Annotated in this window: 14 protein-coding genes; 3 read left to right on the forward strand and 11 right to left on the reverse strand. The window is 39.7% G+C overall.

All coding sequences use genetic code 11. The features are described from left to right. Positions 1–44 precede the first annotated feature (44 nt). The 5 genes from PSR9079_RS16770 to PSR9079_RS16790 form a co-directional block, all read right to left on the reverse strand. Positions 45–974 (reverse strand): alpha-E domain-containing protein, encoded by a 930-nt coding sequence (locus PSR9079_RS16770; protein WP_149982505.1) that lies wholly within the window; start codon positions 972–974, stop codon positions 45–47. Position 975: 1 nt separating this feature from the next. Continuing rightward, complete coding sequence (locus tag PSR9079_RS16775; RefSeq protein ID WP_145233167.1) at positions 976–2,430, reverse strand: circularly permuted type 2 ATP-grasp protein; 1,455 nt, start codon at positions 2,428–2,430, stop codon at positions 976–978. A 43-nt stretch (positions 2,431–2,473) separates the two neighbouring features. Continuing rightward, a complete protein-coding gene (locus PSR9079_RS16780; RefSeq protein ID WP_149982506.1) occupies positions 2,474–3,352 on the reverse strand; it encodes a transglutaminase family protein in 879 nt (292 codons plus the stop codon). After that, positions 3,349–5,868, reverse strand: a complete 2,520-nt coding sequence (locus PSR9079_RS16785; RefSeq protein ID WP_149982507.1) for a circularly permuted type 2 ATP-grasp protein — start codon at positions 5,866–5,868, stop codon at positions 3,349–3,351. The genes PSR9079_RS16780 and PSR9079_RS16785 overlap by 4 nt, the downstream gene beginning before the upstream one ends. Positions 5,869–6,014: 146 nt before the next feature. Next, entirely contained in the window at positions 6,015–9,326 is a 3,312-nt protein-coding gene (locus PSR9079_RS16790; protein ID WP_145233164.1) for a transglutaminase family protein, read from the reverse strand. Positions 9,327–9,901: 575 nt separating this feature from the next. On the opposite strand from PSR9079_RS16790, the gene PSR9079_RS16795 reads away from it, so the two are divergent. Together PSR9079_RS16795 and PSR9079_RS16800 are read left to right on the forward strand one after the other, a co-directional pair. Then, complete coding sequence (locus PSR9079_RS16795) at positions 9,902–10,702, forward strand: SHOCT domain-containing protein (RefSeq protein ID WP_149982508.1); 801 nt, start codon at positions 9,902–9,904, stop codon at positions 10,700–10,702. 128 nt (positions 10,703–10,830) lie between these two features. After that, positions 10,831–12,006 carry a zinc-binding metallopeptidase family protein gene (locus tag PSR9079_RS16800; protein WP_149982509.1) on the forward strand — a complete coding sequence of 392 codons (1,176 nt, stop codon included), beginning with the start codon at positions 10,831–10,833 and terminating at the stop codon, positions 12,004–12,006. A 147-nt stretch (positions 12,007–12,153) separates the two neighbouring features. Here the strand turns inward: PSR9079_RS16800 and PSR9079_RS16805 are convergent, their stop codons facing one another. From PSR9079_RS16805 to PSR9079_RS16825, 5 genes are all read right to left on the reverse strand, one after another. After that, entirely contained in the window at positions 12,154–12,624 is a 471-nt protein-coding gene (locus PSR9079_RS16805; RefSeq protein WP_149982510.1) for a hypothetical protein, read from the reverse strand. Between the two features lie 14 nt (positions 12,625–12,638). After that, positions 12,639–13,070 (reverse strand): hypothetical protein, encoded by a 432-nt coding sequence (locus PSR9079_RS16810; protein WP_149982511.1) that lies wholly within the window; start codon positions 13,068–13,070, stop codon positions 12,639–12,641. Positions 13,071–13,285: 215 nt separating this feature from the next. Continuing rightward, on the reverse strand, positions 13,286–14,683 hold the full coding sequence (locus PSR9079_RS16815) for a M28 family peptidase (RefSeq protein ID WP_149982512.1): 1,398 nt from the start codon (positions 14,681–14,683) through the stop codon (positions 13,286–13,288). 206 nt (positions 14,684–14,889) lie between these two features. Continuing rightward, the gene (gene gdhA / locus PSR9079_RS16820) at positions 14,890–16,242 is read right to left on the reverse strand and encodes an NADP-specific glutamate dehydrogenase (protein ID WP_149982513.1); all 1,353 of its coding nucleotides are present in this window, start codon (positions 16,240–16,242) and stop codon (positions 14,890–14,892) included. Between the two features lie 334 nt (positions 16,243–16,576). After that, positions 16,577–17,050 (reverse strand): YehS family protein, encoded by a 474-nt coding sequence (locus PSR9079_RS16825; RefSeq protein WP_145233406.1) that lies wholly within the window; start codon positions 17,048–17,050, stop codon positions 16,577–16,579. Between the two features lie 135 nt (positions 17,051–17,185). On the opposite strand from PSR9079_RS16825, the gene PSR9079_RS16830 reads away from it, so the two are divergent. Continuing rightward, on the forward strand, positions 17,186–17,950 hold the full coding sequence (locus tag PSR9079_RS16830; RefSeq protein WP_149982514.1) for a spermidine synthase: 765 nt from the start codon (positions 17,186–17,188) through the stop codon (positions 17,948–17,950). Here PSR9079_RS16830 and PSR9079_RS16835 read toward each other — a convergent pair. Continuing rightward, complete coding sequence (locus PSR9079_RS16835; protein WP_149982515.1) at positions 17,947–18,480, reverse strand: DUF924 family protein; 534 nt, start codon at positions 18,478–18,480, stop codon at positions 17,947–17,949. The two genes, PSR9079_RS16830 and PSR9079_RS16835, sit on opposite strands and share 4 nt — an antisense overlap. Positions 18,481–18,484: the final 4 nt, after the last annotated feature.

Here is an 18,484-nt window from a genome sequence, read left to right on the forward strand (position 1 = left end):
ATTTAAAACCTTGGGCGTATTATAAGATTAATAGCTTAACAGGCCTATTCTGGCGGTTTTAAAAAATACGTTTGCGCTAATGCATTATGAATGCCCGCTAATTCAATTTGAATTTGGTCCATATAATTGTGTAAGTGGCCATTTTTAAGCGCTCTTACATCTTCAGCTTTCAATTGTTTTACCACTGCATCTATTAAATTTATAATCTCTGTAGAATTTGGTAAAGGTGAAATCAGCGTTTTCAGCTCTATTAAGCAAAACAAAATTGACCGTGGAAATACTTCACTGTGCATCACGAATTCTAATACATCAGCACGTTGCACACGTACGCTCATCTCTTGTCGATACATTTGATAAGCACTAAGCGAGCGCAATAAGCTGATCCATTGAATATTTTCATAAGGTTTTGCTTCATCGCTGGTAATCAACGTCTCTGAACGAATGTCTAATATTCGTGACGTCATATCAGCACGTTCTATTAACGACCCAAAGCGGATAAACGTAAAACCATGATCATGGTTAATAGTCGCATCTAAAGCACCAAATATTTGATGGGCTGATTCGATGATTTTCTTTAGATAAGCAAATCGGCCACGCTTAGCAAGCCCTTCTTTTTGATTATCTTTTACATAGTAATAAAGGGAGTTAATTTCTTCCCATACATCGCGAGGCATTACGTCTCGGATTGTCCGAGCGCTCTCTCTTGCATAGATAATAGAATTTAAAATAGACGAGCCATTATCACTACCGACAAGTAAATAACGCAGCGCTTTTTGCTCTGTGTAATCAGCGTGTTTATCTTCATACGCCTGACGCGCGCCAATAATATCTATTAATGGCTCCCAGCCTGTACATACGCCTTTAGGTAAATCCAACATCAGCATGTTGTTGACATTAATTAACCGTGCAACATTTTCTGCACGTTCAATGTAACGAGCTACCCAATATAAAGTTTCACCTACTCTTGATAACATATTATTTAGCCTCTTCGTCAACAATCCAGGTATCTTTACTACCACCGCCTTGAGATGAATTTACCACTAATGAACCTTTCACCATCGCAACACGAGTAAGGCCACCAGTAGTGATCTGTGTGTCTTTACCTGACGATAATATAAACGGTCTCAAGTCAACGTGACGTCCATCAGGCTCTGTCCCGTCAAGGGTGGGAACCGTAGACAAATCAAGAGTTGGTTGCGCTACCCAATTCCGTGGATCGGCTTTTATTTGTGCAATGGTTGCTTGTTGCTCTTTTTTAGTCGATTTAGGACCAATCAATAAACCATAGCCACCCGACTCGTTTGCAGGTTTGACAACTAGTTTATCGATATTTTTAATAACATAATCACATTCTTTAGGATCTAAACACTTATAGGTTGGCACATTTTCTATCTTGGGTTCTTCATCCAAGTAATATTTTATGATGTCAGGTACATAGGCATAAACCACCTTATCATCCGCAACCCCTGCACCGGGTGCATTGACTAACGCCACATTACCTTTCGACCATGCTCGCATTAAACCGGGTACACCTAATTGTGATTCAGGTAAAAAAGCTTCGGGATCTAAGAATAAATCGTCGATGCGTCGATAAATTACATCAACGCGTTGCAAGCCTGTAATTGTGCGCATATAGACACAGTCGTCTTTTTCGACTACTAAATCACGCCCCTCTACTAATTCACAGCCCATCTCTTGAGCAAGGTAACAATGTTCAAAATAGGCGGAGTTAAATACACCGGGTGTTAATACCACTACTTCAGGCTTATCGTCTGGACGAGGTGACATTGCTGCCAACATATCAAACAGTTGTGAAGGATAATCATCAACTGGTAAAATCGACACTTGTTCGAATAACTCAGGGAAAACACGTTTCATCACAGAGCGGTTCTCAAGCATATAAGACACCCCAGACGGCACGCGTAAGTTATCTTCGAGTACAAACATAGTGCCATTTCCATCGCGCACTAAATCGGAGCCGCAGATATGCGCCCATATATTATTTGGCGGAGTAATTCCAACACATTGAGAGCGAAAGTTAACTGATTTTTCGAGTAAGCCTTTTGGAAAAATACCGTCTTTTATTATTTTTTGATCATGGTATAAATCATTTATAAACAGATTCAACGCTTCTACACGCTGTTTTAAACCTACCTCAATAGTTTGCCATTCTTTTTTACCAATAGTGCGCGGAATAATGTCAAACGGCCACGCTCTATCGATCATATTGCCTTCATTATAAACTGTAAACGTAATGCCCATTTCTTTTATGGCAAGATCTGCAACAGCTCTGGCTTTAACTAATTCTTCTTTTGATAAGCTAGAAAAAAACTGTGCTAACTGTTTACCGTGCGTTCGAATATTTCCTTGTGCATCTATTAATTCATCAAAAAAGCCATTTGTTTGATATGCTTTCCAGTCAATTTTCATACATCCTTCCGCCTTATCCATTATTAATATTGAGTTGTTTTAATCACTCCAATCGAATCATATCAACCGCTACATCAAGCAATTGTGTACCGCCACCAAAAACCACGCCTTTCAAAGGAGTGACATCAGAAAAATCACGGCCAACAGCAAGTGTTATATGCTGCTCATTAGGCATAACATTGTTTGTTGGATCAAAGTCTACCCAACCAAACCTTGGCACAAACACAGAAAACCATGCATGGGTCGCATCTGCACCTGCTAACTTTTCTTCACCCTCGGGAGGCATTGTTTCTATATACCCGCTAACATAGCGTGCTGCTAAACCAATACTGCGTAAGCACGCTATCGCAAAATGTGCAAAATCTTGGCAAACGCCCCTTTTTTGTGCAAAAACAACACTCAAAGGCGTACTAATCGTAGTAAAACCGGGATCATACTGAAACTCATGAAAAATCCGTGCCATGAGATCTTTACAGCCACAAATCAAGCTAATATCAGCTAAAAACGACGTTAAAGCGTATTCCTTTATACCCTGTACAAAAGGAGTATATTGAGATGGCAAAATAAACTCCGATGTTTTTAACAGCTGATATGTATTTGGCTTTGCGACGATATCGCGAGCCTCTTGCCAAGGCATATCAGTGTCGACGAGGTTAATATTTGCACTTAATAAAAGTTCCACTTCACTGGTCATAGTCACTTTCAGTTTTTTATGCTGTGTGGCTATTTCAAACGCGGTCACTTTATTATCAAAATAATCCGTAAATTCTTGTATATAATTTGCCGGCGGCTCAATATCTATGCGGCTACTGTGGCATATCTGAGCACGATTTGTTTTTGGTGTTAACCGTGCTTGGTTTTGACACAAGCTAACAAAATCGGCATAACTGTAAGTTGTGGAATGCTTTATTTTATATTTCACGATTGAGCTTGCTCAATATTAGTCCAATTCAATTTATTCGCCGTTTGTGTATGAGAAAAATACTGCAATAATAATACATCACAAAAGGTATTTAAGTTCAGGCGAATATTATGGTTAAACTCGATTAACTGTTTACGAACTCCAGCGTCCGTCCTTTGCAGGTAGTCTTTTTCTGTGACATAGCAACTCGTTTTAGAAAGTAAAATTGCTTTTTCATGTGCTGCTATCACTCCCTGTCTGCGTTTAGTCGGTAAATGCTTGCATAACTGGTTTATTTGCTCTAACTGAAAAAGTAATGAGCGAGGGTATTCTGCATCAAGTAATAACAGCTCAAGCCCAGTACCTATACTTTGATACATTCTATAGCGACGTTTATGGGTCACTAAGCTAACTTGACTACTCAAAACCGCTTCGAGTAAACCAAGCTCTTCAGCTTGCTCGAGTTCTTGCGTTAATAAAGCCCCTGTTAATGAGGTGATTTGTAAGCTGCGCTCAATTCTGCGACCCATCTCAAGTAAAAACCAGCCATTGCTGTTTGGCATACAATCCACTAACGAGCCATTAAAGGCCATGATCAAACCAATCACTTTATCTAAAATACTTTGCATCGCACGTGATGAAATGTTGATATTGATATGCTTTAGCACTTTAACTTGCTCATTAATTTCATCAATAATACGACGACTATCATGAGACAATAATTCTTGGATCTGTACTGATGCATTCGCTAAATAATTTAACGTATTTATTATGCTACCCGCGCGTAGCTCATCAGCGAGTAAAGCAAACGCTGTTTGCTTAGACACTGCGCTGTCAAATTCTTCAAGCTTGATGGCTTGCTCTACATAAGGGTAGACAATATGCTGAGCGCTGATAGCAGCCAACAAACGAGCAACAGTACTGCGGCGTATTAAATCTGGATAAATAGCCAACTCAGTGTAACGATCAATAAAGATACGTAATATTCTTATGGTATTTTCACAGCGCTCTAAATAACGACCGAGCCAAAATAAATGTTCTGCAGTACGACTTGATATAACCCCTTCAAGTAAGCTTACATCCATTCTTTTTTTAATTGGTGTTGGTACACTTTGCTCAGTTAAATCAATATCTTTACTGGTATTTATCCAAGTATCTTTGAGCCAACCAGCGCCCTTAGCGTTAGCACTATTTTGATAAGAGAAACACAGTGCCGATGGCAGCACTTCGATGCCATTTTCTGTGGTTAATACATAACACCTAAATACCACAGGTTTTGCAATTAACTTACCGTCATCCCAAAATGGTGCGCTACTAAATGCGGGTTTATCTTGAAAATAATAATCGCTAGGTTGCTTAGTTATAAGTTGTTTAATTTTATCCGCGTCTAAATGGCCATCAAGTGTTAGTTTAGGATCTTTATAACTACCAAACACTAACTGTGACCAATCCGATGATTTAACATCTTCAGTGCTGTGGTACTTAGGGCAATCTAGTAATAATGGTTGTTGTAAAAGTTGCTCTGATAGCTGGGCTAAATTACATTGTATTGCCGGTGATGAGAGTACCCCGCTTCCAAAAGGATTTAATACTTTTACAGAGCCCTCACGTACAGCTTGTAATAAGCCTGGAATACCATGTAACGAGTATTGTGTTTGTTCAAGTGAATCGATACTTTGATCTGGGATCCAACGTAAAATCACATTGATTTTCCCCAACCCTTGTAATGACTTTAAACACACTTCGCCATTACGCACTGTTAAATCAGCGCTTTGCACTAAAGTATAGCCAAAGTAAGTAGATAGAAACGCATGCTCGTTATAATTTGGATCATCGATCCCTTGAGTTAAAATAACAATACGAGGATCATCCATATAATGAATAAACTCGTTAATGCCTTCTTGAAACAAATTTAAAAACTCTTTAATTTGTTGCACGTTGCATTCAGCAAACTCTTCAGCCATGACGCGCCTAGCTATAATGCGGTTTTTAAGCAATAGCCCTAGACCTAACGGACATTGGCAATGATCAGCTAAGACTTTAAATTCACCCGATGGTGCGCGATACACATCAACCGCTGTAAAAAAAAGTTTTAGCTCATCACTTGGTAAGCTAAATCCTTCACGTAAGTAATGACTATCTTGGTACAGCTGCTGCGGTGATATTTGCCCACTCAAAAGTAGCTTTTGCTCAGAATAAACATCTTGTTGGATCTTATTAAGTAATAAAGTTCGCTGTTTTATGCCTTGCTCTAACGTATTCCAATCTGCTCGAGAAAACATAAAAGGCAGTGGATCGAAGTGCCACTGTTGATTACTCTCACTTTTAATATTGCCATTTTGCAAAAGTTGCGTAATTTCAATGGCACGACTACTTACATCTTCAGCGGTTAAACTTGCTAAACGATTAAATAAAGTATCCCAATGCTCAGGGTTTAAGCCACTGTGATCCGCCAATTCATCATGACCGTGGCGTTTATCAAGGTATAAAGACAACCAATTAGGTAGCTCTGGCATCGTATTATTATTAATGTACAAGCTAAAAGCGCTCCGCTATAAAAAGTAAACTATCATTCTAGTTCAATTTGTTGGTAATTGTATTAACAAAAGCGTCTGTTAAATAATGACTCTACTTTGCGTAATGTCAAAGTGGAGTCATACAATTAACAACCCAAAAATATCATTTATTTGAACTTAGGCTGCCTTCTTAGATCGAGCGTATTAGGGTAATCTGAATTAGTATTTTCTTCATCGGGAACAACAAATTCACTCACCGATTGTGCTGATTCAAAGCTTCGTGTCGCAGCCGATGGGCTCCAACTAGGCTGATCAGATGCTAATAATGATGGTGTGTGACCATGCTCCCAAAATCGTGCAACCCTTCGCCCTTCAGCTTCAAATGCATTAACGGGTAATGTTTCTGGATTTCGCCCACCAGCATGACTAACATGGTAGACAAAACCACCCATTGAGCGGCCTTCCCAGGTATCGATCAGATCAAATACTAACGGTGCATGTACACCAATTGTAGGATGCAGCGCTGTTGGTGGCTGCCATGCACGGTAACGGATTCCGGCAACCATTTCATCTTTCGCTTTGCCTTTAACAATTTTAAGCGGCACGCGTCGGCCATTACATGTAACGATATAGCGGTCACTCATTGTGCCAATTACTTTGATTTGCACGCGTTCTAATGACGAATCAACATACCGAGCAGTACCAGATGCACTGGCTTCTTCACCCAGTACATGCCAAGGTTCAATCGCGGTTCTAAGCTCTAACGTCACATCATCGAGTTCTCGGGTGCCGCAAACAGGGAACCTAAACTCAAAAAATGGGTTTAGCCAACTTACTTGGAATGCAAAACCAGCTTGCTGCAGATCTCTAACAACCTCAGCTAAATCATTTTCAACATACTGAGGTAATAAAAATTTATCATGTAATTCGGTGCCCCAACGGATCAACGGTTTGTGATAAGGCTTTTTCCAAAACCAAGCTAATAAAGTCCGTAATAACAACATTTGCACTAAGCTCATTTGTGAGTGAGGTGGCATTTCAAACCCCCTAAACTCGACAATACCTAGTCGTCCTGTTGCTGAATCGGGTGAATATAGCTTATCAATACAAAACTCCGCCCTGTGTGTATTACCTGTTAAATCAACAAGTAAGTTGCGTAACAAACGATCAACGAGCCATGGCTCAGGTACTTCCCCTTCAGGCATATGTGAAAATGCGATTTCAAGCTCATAGAGCAACTCATCACGTGCTTCATCCACACGAGGTGCTTGGCTTGTAGGGCCAATAAATAAACCTGAAAATAAATAAGATAATCCAGGATGGTGCTGCCAATAAGTAATAAAACTTCTTAAAATATCTGGGCGTCGTAAGAACGGGCTTTGCTGCGGCGTTTCACCACCTAAAGTGACATGATTACCCCCCCCGGTGCCGGTATGACGACCGTCCGCCATAAACTTATCTGTTCCTAAACGTGCTTGTTTGGCTAGATCGTAAAGTGTCGTTGTTCTATCTACCAATTGCTGCCATGACGAAGATGGGTGGATGTTCACTTCAATGACACCTGGATCAGGTGTCACGGCGTATTTTTCTACACGACTATCTTTAGGCGGGCTATAGCCTTCAATAACAACTGGGATTTGCAGGGCTTTTGCGGTGCTTTCAATCGCATTTAATAGCGACATATAATGTTCAAAATGGCTCGTTGGGGGCATAAAGATGTACAACCGCCCTTCTCTTACTTCCAATGCCATTGCGGTTTTGATCATTTGTTGACCAATAAAGCCTTTTTGCAGTTTTTTAGCTTTTGTAAAGTTATCTGGAATATCAAACGGATCTCGCTCAATAATGTTGCTTGTCCACTCAAGGCTATCAAGCGGTAATCTATAACCAAGGGGTGATTCACCTGGTAATAAAAAACAGTATTCGCGTTTAAATTCCCATTTGCATGACTGCCAGCAATGTTTCGCTTGATTAAACTGCAGCGGCAATGCATAACCAACAGGCTTTTCAATACCTTGTTCCATTTTAGCTAAAAAGCCTTTACGGCTCATTGCACTAAGAAGTTCAGGCTGTTTAGGCCCCACCTCTTTGGGTAACGATGCCTCTTGCCATAAATGATATAAAATATCTTCATAGGCTGTAGTGATAGCCTTGGTTTCAAGGCCTATTTCTGCACATAGCTGTTCTGTAAAACGCTTGGTATCTGTGTGGTCTAATTTATAATCTTTATTGGGATCAGCTAATAAACTGGCATCTTGCCACAAAGCTTCACCGTCTTTTCGCCAATAACATGCATATTGCCAGCGAGGCAGTGACTCTCCCGGATACCATTTACCTTGCCCATAATGTGTAAAGCCACCTTTGGTATATGCTTTGTTCATCGCAATAAATAAGCTTTGTGCTAACACTCGTTTTTCTTTACCGTCGGCTTCTGTGTTCCATTGGGGATGTTCCATATCATCAATAGAAATAAACGTCGGCTCACCGCCCATTGTTAAATGAACACCTTCCTTAACATATACATCATCAACTTGCTGACCCAAGCGGTTTATTGCAGCCCATTGTGTTTCTGAATATGGCTTTGTAACGCGAGGGTCTTCATGTACGCGCGTTACTTTGTTATAAAAACTAAATTCTGATTCGCACTTATCTATGCCACCAGAGACAGGTGCTGCTGAGCTAGGTTCAGGTGTGCACGCAAGCGGAATATGGCCTTCGCCAGCAAATAAGCCGGAGGTAGGATCAAGCCCGATCCAACCTGCGCCTGGAATATATACTTCAGTCCATGCGTGTAAATCAGTAAAATCTTCATCAGGACCACTTGGGCCATCAAGTGATTTTTGATCTGATGTAAGTTGAATTAAATAACCAGATACAAAACGAGCAGCCAAACCTAAATGACGAAACAGTTGTACTAACAACCACGCAGAATCTCGACATGAACCGGTTTTTTTTGTGATGGTTTCGTTCGCCGTTTGAACTCCAGGCTCTAAACGAATGCCGTAGCCAACAAGATTATAAATTGACTGATTGACCGCAACTAAAAAATCAACACTTCTGATTGGTTTTTCCGGACGTAACGAATCAATCAATTCTAAAAACTTAGGACTCGCCTTACGTTTTTTTAAATAGGGATTAAGCTCAGCCTTTGCGACTTTATCGTATTCAAATGGAAACTCTTCAGCATATTCTTCTAAAAAGAAATCAAACGGATTAATTACCGTCATTTCAGCCACTAAATCAACAGTAAAACTAAACTCAGTTGTGGGGCTATTAAATACCACTCTTGCCTGATAATTACCAAAAGGGTCTTGCTGCCAATTGATGTAATGATCTTCCGGCACTATTTTTAATGAATAGCTTTTAATTTTAGTTCGGCTATGCGGTGCTGGACGTAAGCGGAAAATATGCGGCCCCATATTTACTGGGCGGTCGTACTTGTATTGAGTATGGTGCGCTATACCAACAGTAATTGTCATCGATTAATCCCTCTTTAATTTTTTGTATAGCCATTTAAGTATAACTTACTACTACCTGCCTGCTATTTAAGCAATATACATTCCATATAGATTACATAATAAAATTAGGCTGTTAGCCTATATATTGGTCACTATTGACTGTTTAGAATCAAAGAGCGAGCGCTGTGAAGAATTATTTGGTGCGACATTCGCACCAAATTAGCACAAAGCTAAGTATTAAAAATCACACAGCGCTTATTATTTTATGTAATTCACCAATAAAGCATGCCTGTTTTTTCTAGCGATTAAATAGAAAAAAGTCCCAATTAATCACAACACCAGCTAAATGCTTCGCTAAAACGAACTTAAAAAATAGTTCACAATAAAACCACGATTAAGCTTCTTAACAGTGTTATAGTAGTTTGATTTTTAATCGCCCTGAAAGCCAAACTAGCAAGCTTAGTGTCTTTAAACAAGCAATGTTGGCATTTTATTTTGCTAATTTATTATTAGCATCAATGCTTAAGGTAGATTGTTCACAGTTAGATCATGACGTAATACACATCCCGCCTATCTTCATATTAAGGACGCTATTTATGCAAACATTAACAAACATTGGTGACAACTTGGTTAAAGGAATATCTGCCCGCTATGGTTTAAGTTATGAGGCAGTAGTACATATGTTAGTTGCAGTAAATAATGGCGGCGGTTCAATGGCGCAGTTTAATTGCCCAGAGCTTGGCGGCTCAGGTCAATGGATGCGCGGTGGAATGACAATGGTAGGAGACATGTTCAATAATGGCTTGAAAAACACCGTTGATAACTTATGTAACGAACTTGCCACTATTTTAGCAAACAACCAAGTTTTCCCCGTCATTCCTGCCGGTACTTTAGGTAGCAACCAGTGGTGGCCAGTTAATTTAGGTAATCCATCGAGTACCGGTTCACAAAACAACACCCGTTATGCTGTTTTTCCTAATCGCTTAGCCATTGAAAAAAATGGTCAGGTCACACTCTATGATACGCTCGATCACCAGATCGGGGGAGTAAGCCAGCAACAAGGCAACGATATATCGCTTACCTTTAGTAGCCAGTGGGGAAACATTAGCGTAAATAGTTTGCCAGTGATTGCTGATGATAGCTTCACTCAGACACATTCAAGTCACAATACCAACTTTGCCCAATCAACAGACTTTGCAAAACAACAGCAATCCCCCCCTGAGACAGGCTCAAATGATAAAATGATGAGTAGCGAGTCGACAGCTATTAATGCTTCGCAATACTCAGTGAATGAAACCCTCGACATTATTGAAAAATTAGCACAATTACGTGATTTAGGCGCACTCACTGATGCTGAGTTTAATGAGAAAAAATCAGATTTATTGCAACGAATTTAACGGCAAGTAATCTCAGGCTTATTAATTTTATAATTTGCTAACTTTATAATTTGTTAGCAATATAGCTAATGTAAGTCTGTTCACTGAATAATTTGTCATTGTATTTATCAACGGATACGGTAAAAAATATGAAAACGTTTAAATGTAACTGCAAAGATAATCAAATATTGTTTTTTGAAAGTAGTCACTGCCTTGCCTGTGGCAAAACTGTTGGTATTGATGACAATTTTAACCTTGTAGAACCCTACGAATTTAATGACACAACGGGCTTATATTACAAAGCGTCAGCCCCTGATGTGCCCTATCAAAAATGTGATAACAATGCACACTATAAGGCATGCAATGGCATGGTTGATATCGACAGTTTTGTACCAGCGCCAGACACAGAAGAAGTGCTGTGTTTCGCATGTCGGTTTAATGAAACAATCCCAGATCTAAGTATTAATCAACACATTCCACTTTGGACCAAAATGGAAACAGCAAAACGCCGAGCATTGTATACACTTAAAGCGCTTTCTTTACCATTAAATAACCTCAGCCAAGATGCCGAAGGTGGCCTTAGTTTTGATTTTATAACCGACCGCAGTGTTAATGACCATTTCGTGACTAAATTAGCAGGTCAAGAAAATGTTTTTACTGGCCATAACTGCGGCCATATTACAATTAATTTGGCTGAAGCTGATGATGTCGCTCGCTCACAAACAAAGCATGCTATGGGTGAGCGCTATCGCACTTTGCTTGGTCATTTTCGTCATGAGTTAGGGCATTATTATTTTGACCAGTTAATTGCAAATTCACCGCAAAAACATGCTTTATGTAAACAATATTTTGGCGATGATTCTTTAGATTACCAACAAGCGATTGATGCCCATTATAAAAATGGCGCTCCTGCTAATTGGCATGAAAACTATATTAGTGAATACGCCACCATGCACCCTTTTGAAGACTGGGCAGAAACTTGGGCGCACTACATGCATATTATTGATACTTTAGAGACAGCAAAAAATTTCTCTATTACCGGTTCTACACTCGGTAATGAATTTGAAGTTGAGGACACTGATGAGTTAAGGCTACCGCAAAACTCGTATTACTTTAATAGCCAAACATCAATCTCAGTAATGTTGGATAGCTGGATGGAATTTTCGATTATTTTAAATTCGTTAAATCGCAGCATGGGCTTAGCTGATGCTTATCCATTTGTTTTAACACAGGCGGTACGCACTAAGCTTTCGTTTGTTCATCACGCGATCCATAACAGACTTAACCTTATGCCTGATTTAAATACAACAGCTGAGAACACATAACAACAGCTTTGATAATGTAATTTCGGCAAATGCTCTATCCGGATTAACAGCACTGACACAGATAACAAACCGCAGTACGTTATCAGCCAGCTAACACAACACATCCGCTAATGAGTATGACCTGTATTGCGTTATAAACTTTTGGTATTACAAACTAAAGCTTGCCTGATACCTAGTTGAAATTAATCGTACTCGTTCAAATGGCCAATGCTCAGCGAGCCAATGTAAGATGCATAACCGTAAGGTATTATTTAATTCCTGACTATCATTACGTAGCCAAAAAGTAATCTCACTATCGAATTCATTGTTCACCCCAGGATCAATATACACTGAGCCTAGGCAGCGTGTTTTTTTCGAGTTTAATATCGCATAAGCAAATGCTTTTTTTTCGTTAAACTCTGCGGCATGTTGAGCTAAGCTTTGACGATTCTCTTCAAGGGTCATATCGGCTTTTGGCCAATCAGGCTTGGTGGCGAATATACCTTTTAGCTGCGGCACACTTGACATTACAGCAGTAAAATCAAGCTCGACTACCTGCTCATTTAATGGGGTAAAATAAAACGCAGTTGTTTGCAGCGCTTCTGGGGGGTTAAAATCCGTCGATACAAATAAAGACATTGCTTCCTTCCTTGCTAATATTTAACTGATAAAACCAGCCATTGTTGTTTTAATCCTATAAAATGAAAGCCGCCAATCAGTAAACAAATGATCGAGCTGCAAAGCCAAAACATCTCACTGCGTCCTAGCGGATTAGTCATTAAATATAATCCTGCAATACCGCGAAACAAATAAATCGCAGTTACCACAACTAACACAAAGCGTATGAAAGGTAGCTGTTTGAACAAACCCGCGGCAGAAAAAGCATATAACGACCAAACGCTTAATACAAAAGCGATGAAGAAAGTGATCAGCGAAGGCGTCAACTTGCCCTGCTCTGCGAGCATTGCCATGTGCTCACCAGCACCGAAAAAGCGATACCACGGCGCACCAAAAACAATACAACCAAGGTGAGCGAGTGCGGCTAAAGCACTCAAGCTGCCTGCAATCAGCAAAAATAGGTTCATACACTGTCAACTAATTCACATTTAACTCCACCATAATACGAAAAAGCCATTAACTTCAAGTATTCACTGAAATTATTGTATGAAAAGTGTACTTTCATAAACTAAGGTCAACATAAAATACAACTATTGCTGTTCAATTGCGAAGTCCGCTACTAAATTGTCTTGCCTGATATTCAAGCGCAACTATATTACGCTTGAATATCAGACGCTACACATTACTTTAGTGTTTGCTCAAACGCACCTACATCGCCAGGGAAAACCACCGGTGATTCAATACCGTCTTTATTAACCGCAGCAACCCCAAAATAATAATTATCAATGACTACATTTTTAAGAGTCGCTTCACTTACATCACCCACATAGCGGCTAAATTGCCATTGTGGTTCACTGGTATAACGCCAATAGAGTCTGTACCCCGTGGTCGTTTTATCATTATTTTTTTGCCATTTTAAGGTCGTACTAGGTTGCACAGCACCTGATATTTCAACGTTATTAGGTGGTGCAGGTGCCCATGCCATTGACGCTAAACTTACCGCATTAAGCGCTGTTAATTTTGCGGTATAATCAAAATCAACGCCATCAATGGTATCACCATAAACAATACCATCCTCAGTGCGTAAGTCTTGATGTTGATGGTTATAATTTTCGTTCGTTTCCATTACTCTTACAGCAGCATAACCCATGTCGTTAAACGGGCGATGATGCCCTCCTCGACCAAAGCGATCGAGTCGATAAACTAGCAATGTGTCAAGATTGGGAATATAGCGATCGGCAATGGTATCGATATAACGGGCTAAATTACGACTAGCTGAATCGACCTCGCCACCGGTAAAACGGCGTTTATGCGCTTGCTCTTTGGTTTCGATAACCCGCGTACCTTCAGAGAAAATACGTGCAGTCGTGTTATCAGTAACGCCATTAATACCAGTAATATTACCAATCATGTCATTATTGAGTACACCGTGTACTTGCCAGCCTTGCTTTTGTGCATAGTCGGCTAAAATTTTACCACCAAACAGTCCTTGCTCTTCGCCTGAAAGCGCGGCATAAACAATTGAGCCATTAAATTTATATTTAGATAACACGCGAGCTGATTCAATCACCCCAGCAACACCCGATGCATTATCATTCGCCCCTGGTGCGTCGCTGGTAAAATCCATTACATCGCTGACCCGTGAATCAATATCGCCCGACATCATCACCATCCGGTTTGGCTGATCAGTACCGCGCTGAATAGCAATAATATTCACCACTTCAACAGGATTTGGAATACGCTTTTCGCCAGAAATGGTATCTTTAACTTCTATTACTTCTAAACAGCCACCGCATTGCTGAGAAATTTTCTCAAACTCAGCCTTGATCCAACGCCGAGCTGCACCAATTCCTCGGGTGTTTGATTTCGTATCTGATAACGTATGACGAGTGCCAAAATCAACAAGTGTTTGGATATCACTGCCAATACGTGTTGCTGAAACATCAGCGGCAATATCATGAAGCTTGGTTTGATCTTGATAATTTAGCTCAGCGGCCAAGGTGCTTGTTGAAATAAACAATGTAGTTATTAAAATTGCGGGCTTGAGGGTCGATAGCTGATAGGTTTTATGATCAGACATAGTGTTGATGCTCTTTATTATTTGATAAATATACAATACGTGAGCAGTTACCTGCTGCAAATAATTTTGAGACCAACACCTGTTTAACTCGTTCAATCACTGATTGGTTAGATAAACGGGATAATAATCGCGATATGAACAAATATACGTCAATAAAAAACCCACCACCAATATAGTGGGCTCATGTACATTAAGACTATCGTTTGTTAAACAACACCTTGCTCAATCATAGCATCTGCTACACGACGAAAAGCAGCAATATTAGCACCTAACACTAAATTACCAGGTTGATCAAATTCAGCGGCTGTATTACTTGCAGTATCAAAGATATTTTTCATTATTTGTTGCAGCTTAGTATCGACCTCTTCGAATGTCCACATTTGCATACTGGCATTTTGCGCCATCTCTAATTGGCTCGTCGCAACACCACCCGCATTAGCTGCTTTGCCAGGGCCATAGGCTATTTTAGCAGCAAGCAACACATCGACCGCTTCTTTAGTACTTGGCATATTTGCGCCTTCACAAACTAATATACAGCCATTGCTTATTAACGTTCGCGCATCAGCTTCAGTTAACTCATTTTGCGTCGCACAGGGAAAAGCAGCATCAGCAACAAAACGCCATACCGCATGTCCATCACTTGGGTAATCTGCACAAGCAATATACTTCGCATCGCTGTGGGTTTCTAAATAGACAGCTAAACTTTCACGCGCACCTTCTTTAAGCTTTTTAACAAGTGCAACATCAATACCTGATTCATGATACAGCGTACCGCTTGAATCACTGCAAGTGATAGGTTTTGCCTCTAATTGATAAAGTTTTTCCATCGCGTAAATTGCCACGTTCCCGGCACCAGAAACTAAACAGCGCTTACCTTTAAGTGAGTCATCATTGTCTTGCAACATGTAATTGGCAAAATAAACAGCGCCATATCCTGTCGCTTCTTTTCGAGCCAATGATCCACCCCACAATAAACTTTTGCCGGTAAACGCACCGTCGTAACGTCCGGTCAACCGTTTATATTGACCAAACATATAGCCTATTTCGCGTGCCCCAACGCCAATATCACCCGCAGGTACATCGGTGGTTGGGCCGATATGACGATACAGCTCGTTGATAAATGATTGGCAAAAACGCATTATTTCGCTGTCAGAGCGGCCCTTAGGATCAAAGTTTGCGCCGCCTTTACCACCACCAATCGGTAAGCCAGTTAACGCATTTTTAAAAATTTGCTCAAACCCTAAAAATTTTATGATGCTGGCATTTACACTTGGATGGAAACGTAAACCACCTTTGTATGGACCTAAGCTTGAGTTAAATTCAATTCGATAGCCTTTATTGACATGAATGTTACCGTCATCATCAACCCAGGGGACTCTAAACATAATTTGACGTTCAGGTTCGACTAGACGTTGAATAATCGCATTTTTTTGATAGTCGGCTGAGTTTTCAAGAATAGGTTCAAGTGATTCAAGCACTTCTTCAACGGCTTGATAAAATTCGCATTGTGCTGGGCTAGTTTGTTTTAAATGTGCAATGGTATCATGGATATAATTCATAATTATTCTTCCGTGTTAAAAGTTATGCTTGTCTCAGATGTTAAAATAGACGTGATCAAGTTTATGGGTCATCTAGTTAAGAGCCTTAAAAATTGTAATATTTTTAACACTGTAACATGATAAACCTATATATTTAACGTTCGATAACGTGAATTATTTTTGAGTTGATACGCAAGAGCAACAATTAACGCTCATTAAAAAAGAATATAAATTTATGAAATGTGAATAAATAAAGATTTAAATACTAACGCAGAGAGCAGCTTAAAACACCGATGCTTAAAGTGGGGTTAAAAATCATACCCGTACGATATAAATACGGATATGAACACGTAAATTATTCGCCGCTTGCCTCTGGACGAAGTTGTAGCTGTAAACCAGTTAAAAAGTTACGTAATATTTGGTCATTACATACACGATAATGCTTGTTATCGGCTTTTCGAGAAAATGCACTTAACTCATGCTTACTCAAACTAAAATCAGTTAAGGCAAGGACATCGATTACGTCTTCCGTTTTCATATTTAATGCGATACGTAATTTCATTAAAATAATATTATTATTTAATTTACTTTCTGGCGCTGGTTGCTCACCGTCACGCTTACCGCGCTTTGTATTAATAAAACCATTTAAAAAAATGGCAAACTCAGTATCACTTGGATCTACGTAACCCTCTTCCCCTTCTCTGGTTAGCCAACCAATCACTTGTTGTTGAGTCACGTCATGATCTGCTGCAGCAAAAATTTCAATCATGGTAGTATCAGCTAAATTAAAGGTATAGCGAAGGCGGCGTAAAATATCATTATTAGTCAAAGTAAATTCCAGAGTAAGATAAGACAACCAAGCAGGTATTGCTGGCTTATGAGTAGCCATACAGTTTAGCAGAGTTAACAAGGTCACCCTATTGATTTTTTGTTTTGCTCAACATCCCCATTATGAAGGAACGGCATGATTGATTTAACGCCATTTACTACCGATGCATACCTAGTAGCAACGATCCAAAGTAAGCAAGACACGCTAAAGATTTTTGAAAATGCTGATTATCGTTGGCTTACACTCGGGGATGAGCTAACTTTACAAGGTGTAATGGAAAAGTCACAACCGCAGCAAGTAAGTAATCCGGTAAATCAAGCTATGCTGCTATTTTTGCTTTGTAGCGAGCCCTCCTCACAGATATTAAATTTAGGTTTAGGCAGCGGTTGTTTTGAACGAGCAGTGACTAATAAAGCCGGATTTGAATTAACGACTGTCGAAATTAATCCGAATGTAATTAAAGCAGCTAAGCAGTATTTTTTCCTCAATGACAACAATCATATTGTAGCGCAATGCGCTGAACAATTTATTGCTCAAAGTAGCCGCAAATTTGATGTGATTTTAATTGATGTTTTTAGTGGTAAATCGCAGCCAGCATTTTTACAAAAACAGGCATTTTTGTGCGACTGTCATGCTCGACTTAGCACATACGGTAAGATCTGCATCAACTTTACTGCAAAAAATAAACAACAATTAATCGCTCTACTAACGACACTTCGAAGTCTATTCAGTCATATTGTGGTGATTGAATTTAACCAATATAAAAATATTGTGCTGATCGCCAGTGAGCAACGCCTTGATGCTATTAATATTGAACAGATAAAACTGCACAACGATTTTAGCTCGCCTGATTTAGCTGCTGAAATTAAACAATTATTTTATATACCTAAGCTTGATTAAAATTGCGAGCCTGGTTGAGCTAAAAACGCAACTTCCTCGGCGCTGGACTGACGCCCTAAAATAGCATTTCGGTGTGGGTAGCGACCAAACTGATCGATAATATTTTTATGGGCAAGTTCATAATCTTCATTACTCAAACCTTTAAATAATACCATCGCCTGTTGGTGTATAAAGCTCGATTCGCTGTGCATAAACGGCATATAAAAAAACACCCGCTGCTCAACAGGTAATAATTGATCAAAGCCTTTTTCGATTGCCAACTGTGCCAATGTTAACGCTTGCGGATCTTGACTAAACGCGTGAGGGGTATCCCGGTAAATATTACGAGAAAACTGATCAAGCACAATCACTTCAGCTAATGCACCTAAGGCAGTCACTCGCCAAGACGCATACTCGCCTTTTGTAATAGCTATCAACAGATCACTAAATGTATCTCGTATCTTAATATCTGTAGCATCAGATTTTTTATACCAACCAGATGGACCAAGTTCATCAAACCAATAATCAATTACTACTTGATAACTAAACATAAAT

The organism is Pseudoalteromonas rhizosphaerae (genome assembly GCF_902498845.1).
Taxonomy (GTDB): domain Bacteria; phylum Pseudomonadota; class Gammaproteobacteria; order Enterobacterales; family Alteromonadaceae; genus Pseudoalteromonas; species Pseudoalteromonas rhizosphaerae.

Excerpts from the sequence above, each read along its gene's own strand:
- PSR9079_RS16770 (WP_149982505.1), bottom strand. The coding sequence starts at position 974 with ATGTTATCAAGAGTAGGTGAAACTTTATATTGGGTAGCTCGTTACATT.
- PSR9079_RS16775 (WP_145233167.1), bottom strand. The coding sequence starts at position 2,430 with ATGAAAATTGACTGGAAAGCATATCAAACAAATGGCTTTTTTGATGAA.
- PSR9079_RS16790 (WP_145233164.1), bottom strand. The coding sequence starts at position 9,326 with ATGACAATTACTGTTGGTATAGCGCACCATACTCAATACAAGTACGAC.
- PSR9079_RS16795 (WP_149982508.1), top strand. The coding sequence starts at position 9,902 with ATGCAAACATTAACAAACATTGGTGACAACTTGGTTAAAGGAATATCT.
- PSR9079_RS16800 (WP_149982509.1), top strand. The coding sequence starts at position 10,831 with ATGAAAACGTTTAAATGTAACTGCAAAGATAATCAAATATTGTTTTTT.
- PSR9079_RS16805 (WP_149982510.1), bottom strand. The coding sequence starts at position 12,624 with ATGTCTTTATTTGTATCGACGGATTTTAACCCCCCAGAAGCGCTGCAA.
- PSR9079_RS16810 (WP_149982511.1), bottom strand. The coding sequence starts at position 13,070 with ATGAACCTATTTTTGCTGATTGCAGGCAGCTTGAGTGCTTTAGCCGCA.
- PSR9079_RS16815 (WP_149982512.1), bottom strand. The coding sequence starts at position 14,683 with ATGTCTGATCATAAAACCTATCAGCTATCGACCCTCAAGCCCGCAATT.
- gdhA (WP_149982513.1), bottom strand. The coding sequence starts at position 16,242 with ATGAATTATATCCATGATACCATTGCACATTTAAAACAAACTAGCCCA.
- PSR9079_RS16830 (WP_149982514.1), top strand. The coding sequence starts at position 17,186 with ATGATTGATTTAACGCCATTTACTACCGATGCATACCTAGTAGCAACG.
- PSR9079_RS16835 (WP_149982515.1), bottom strand. The coding sequence starts at position 18,480 with ATGTTTAGTTATCAAGTAGTAATTGATTATTGGTTTGATGAACTTGGT.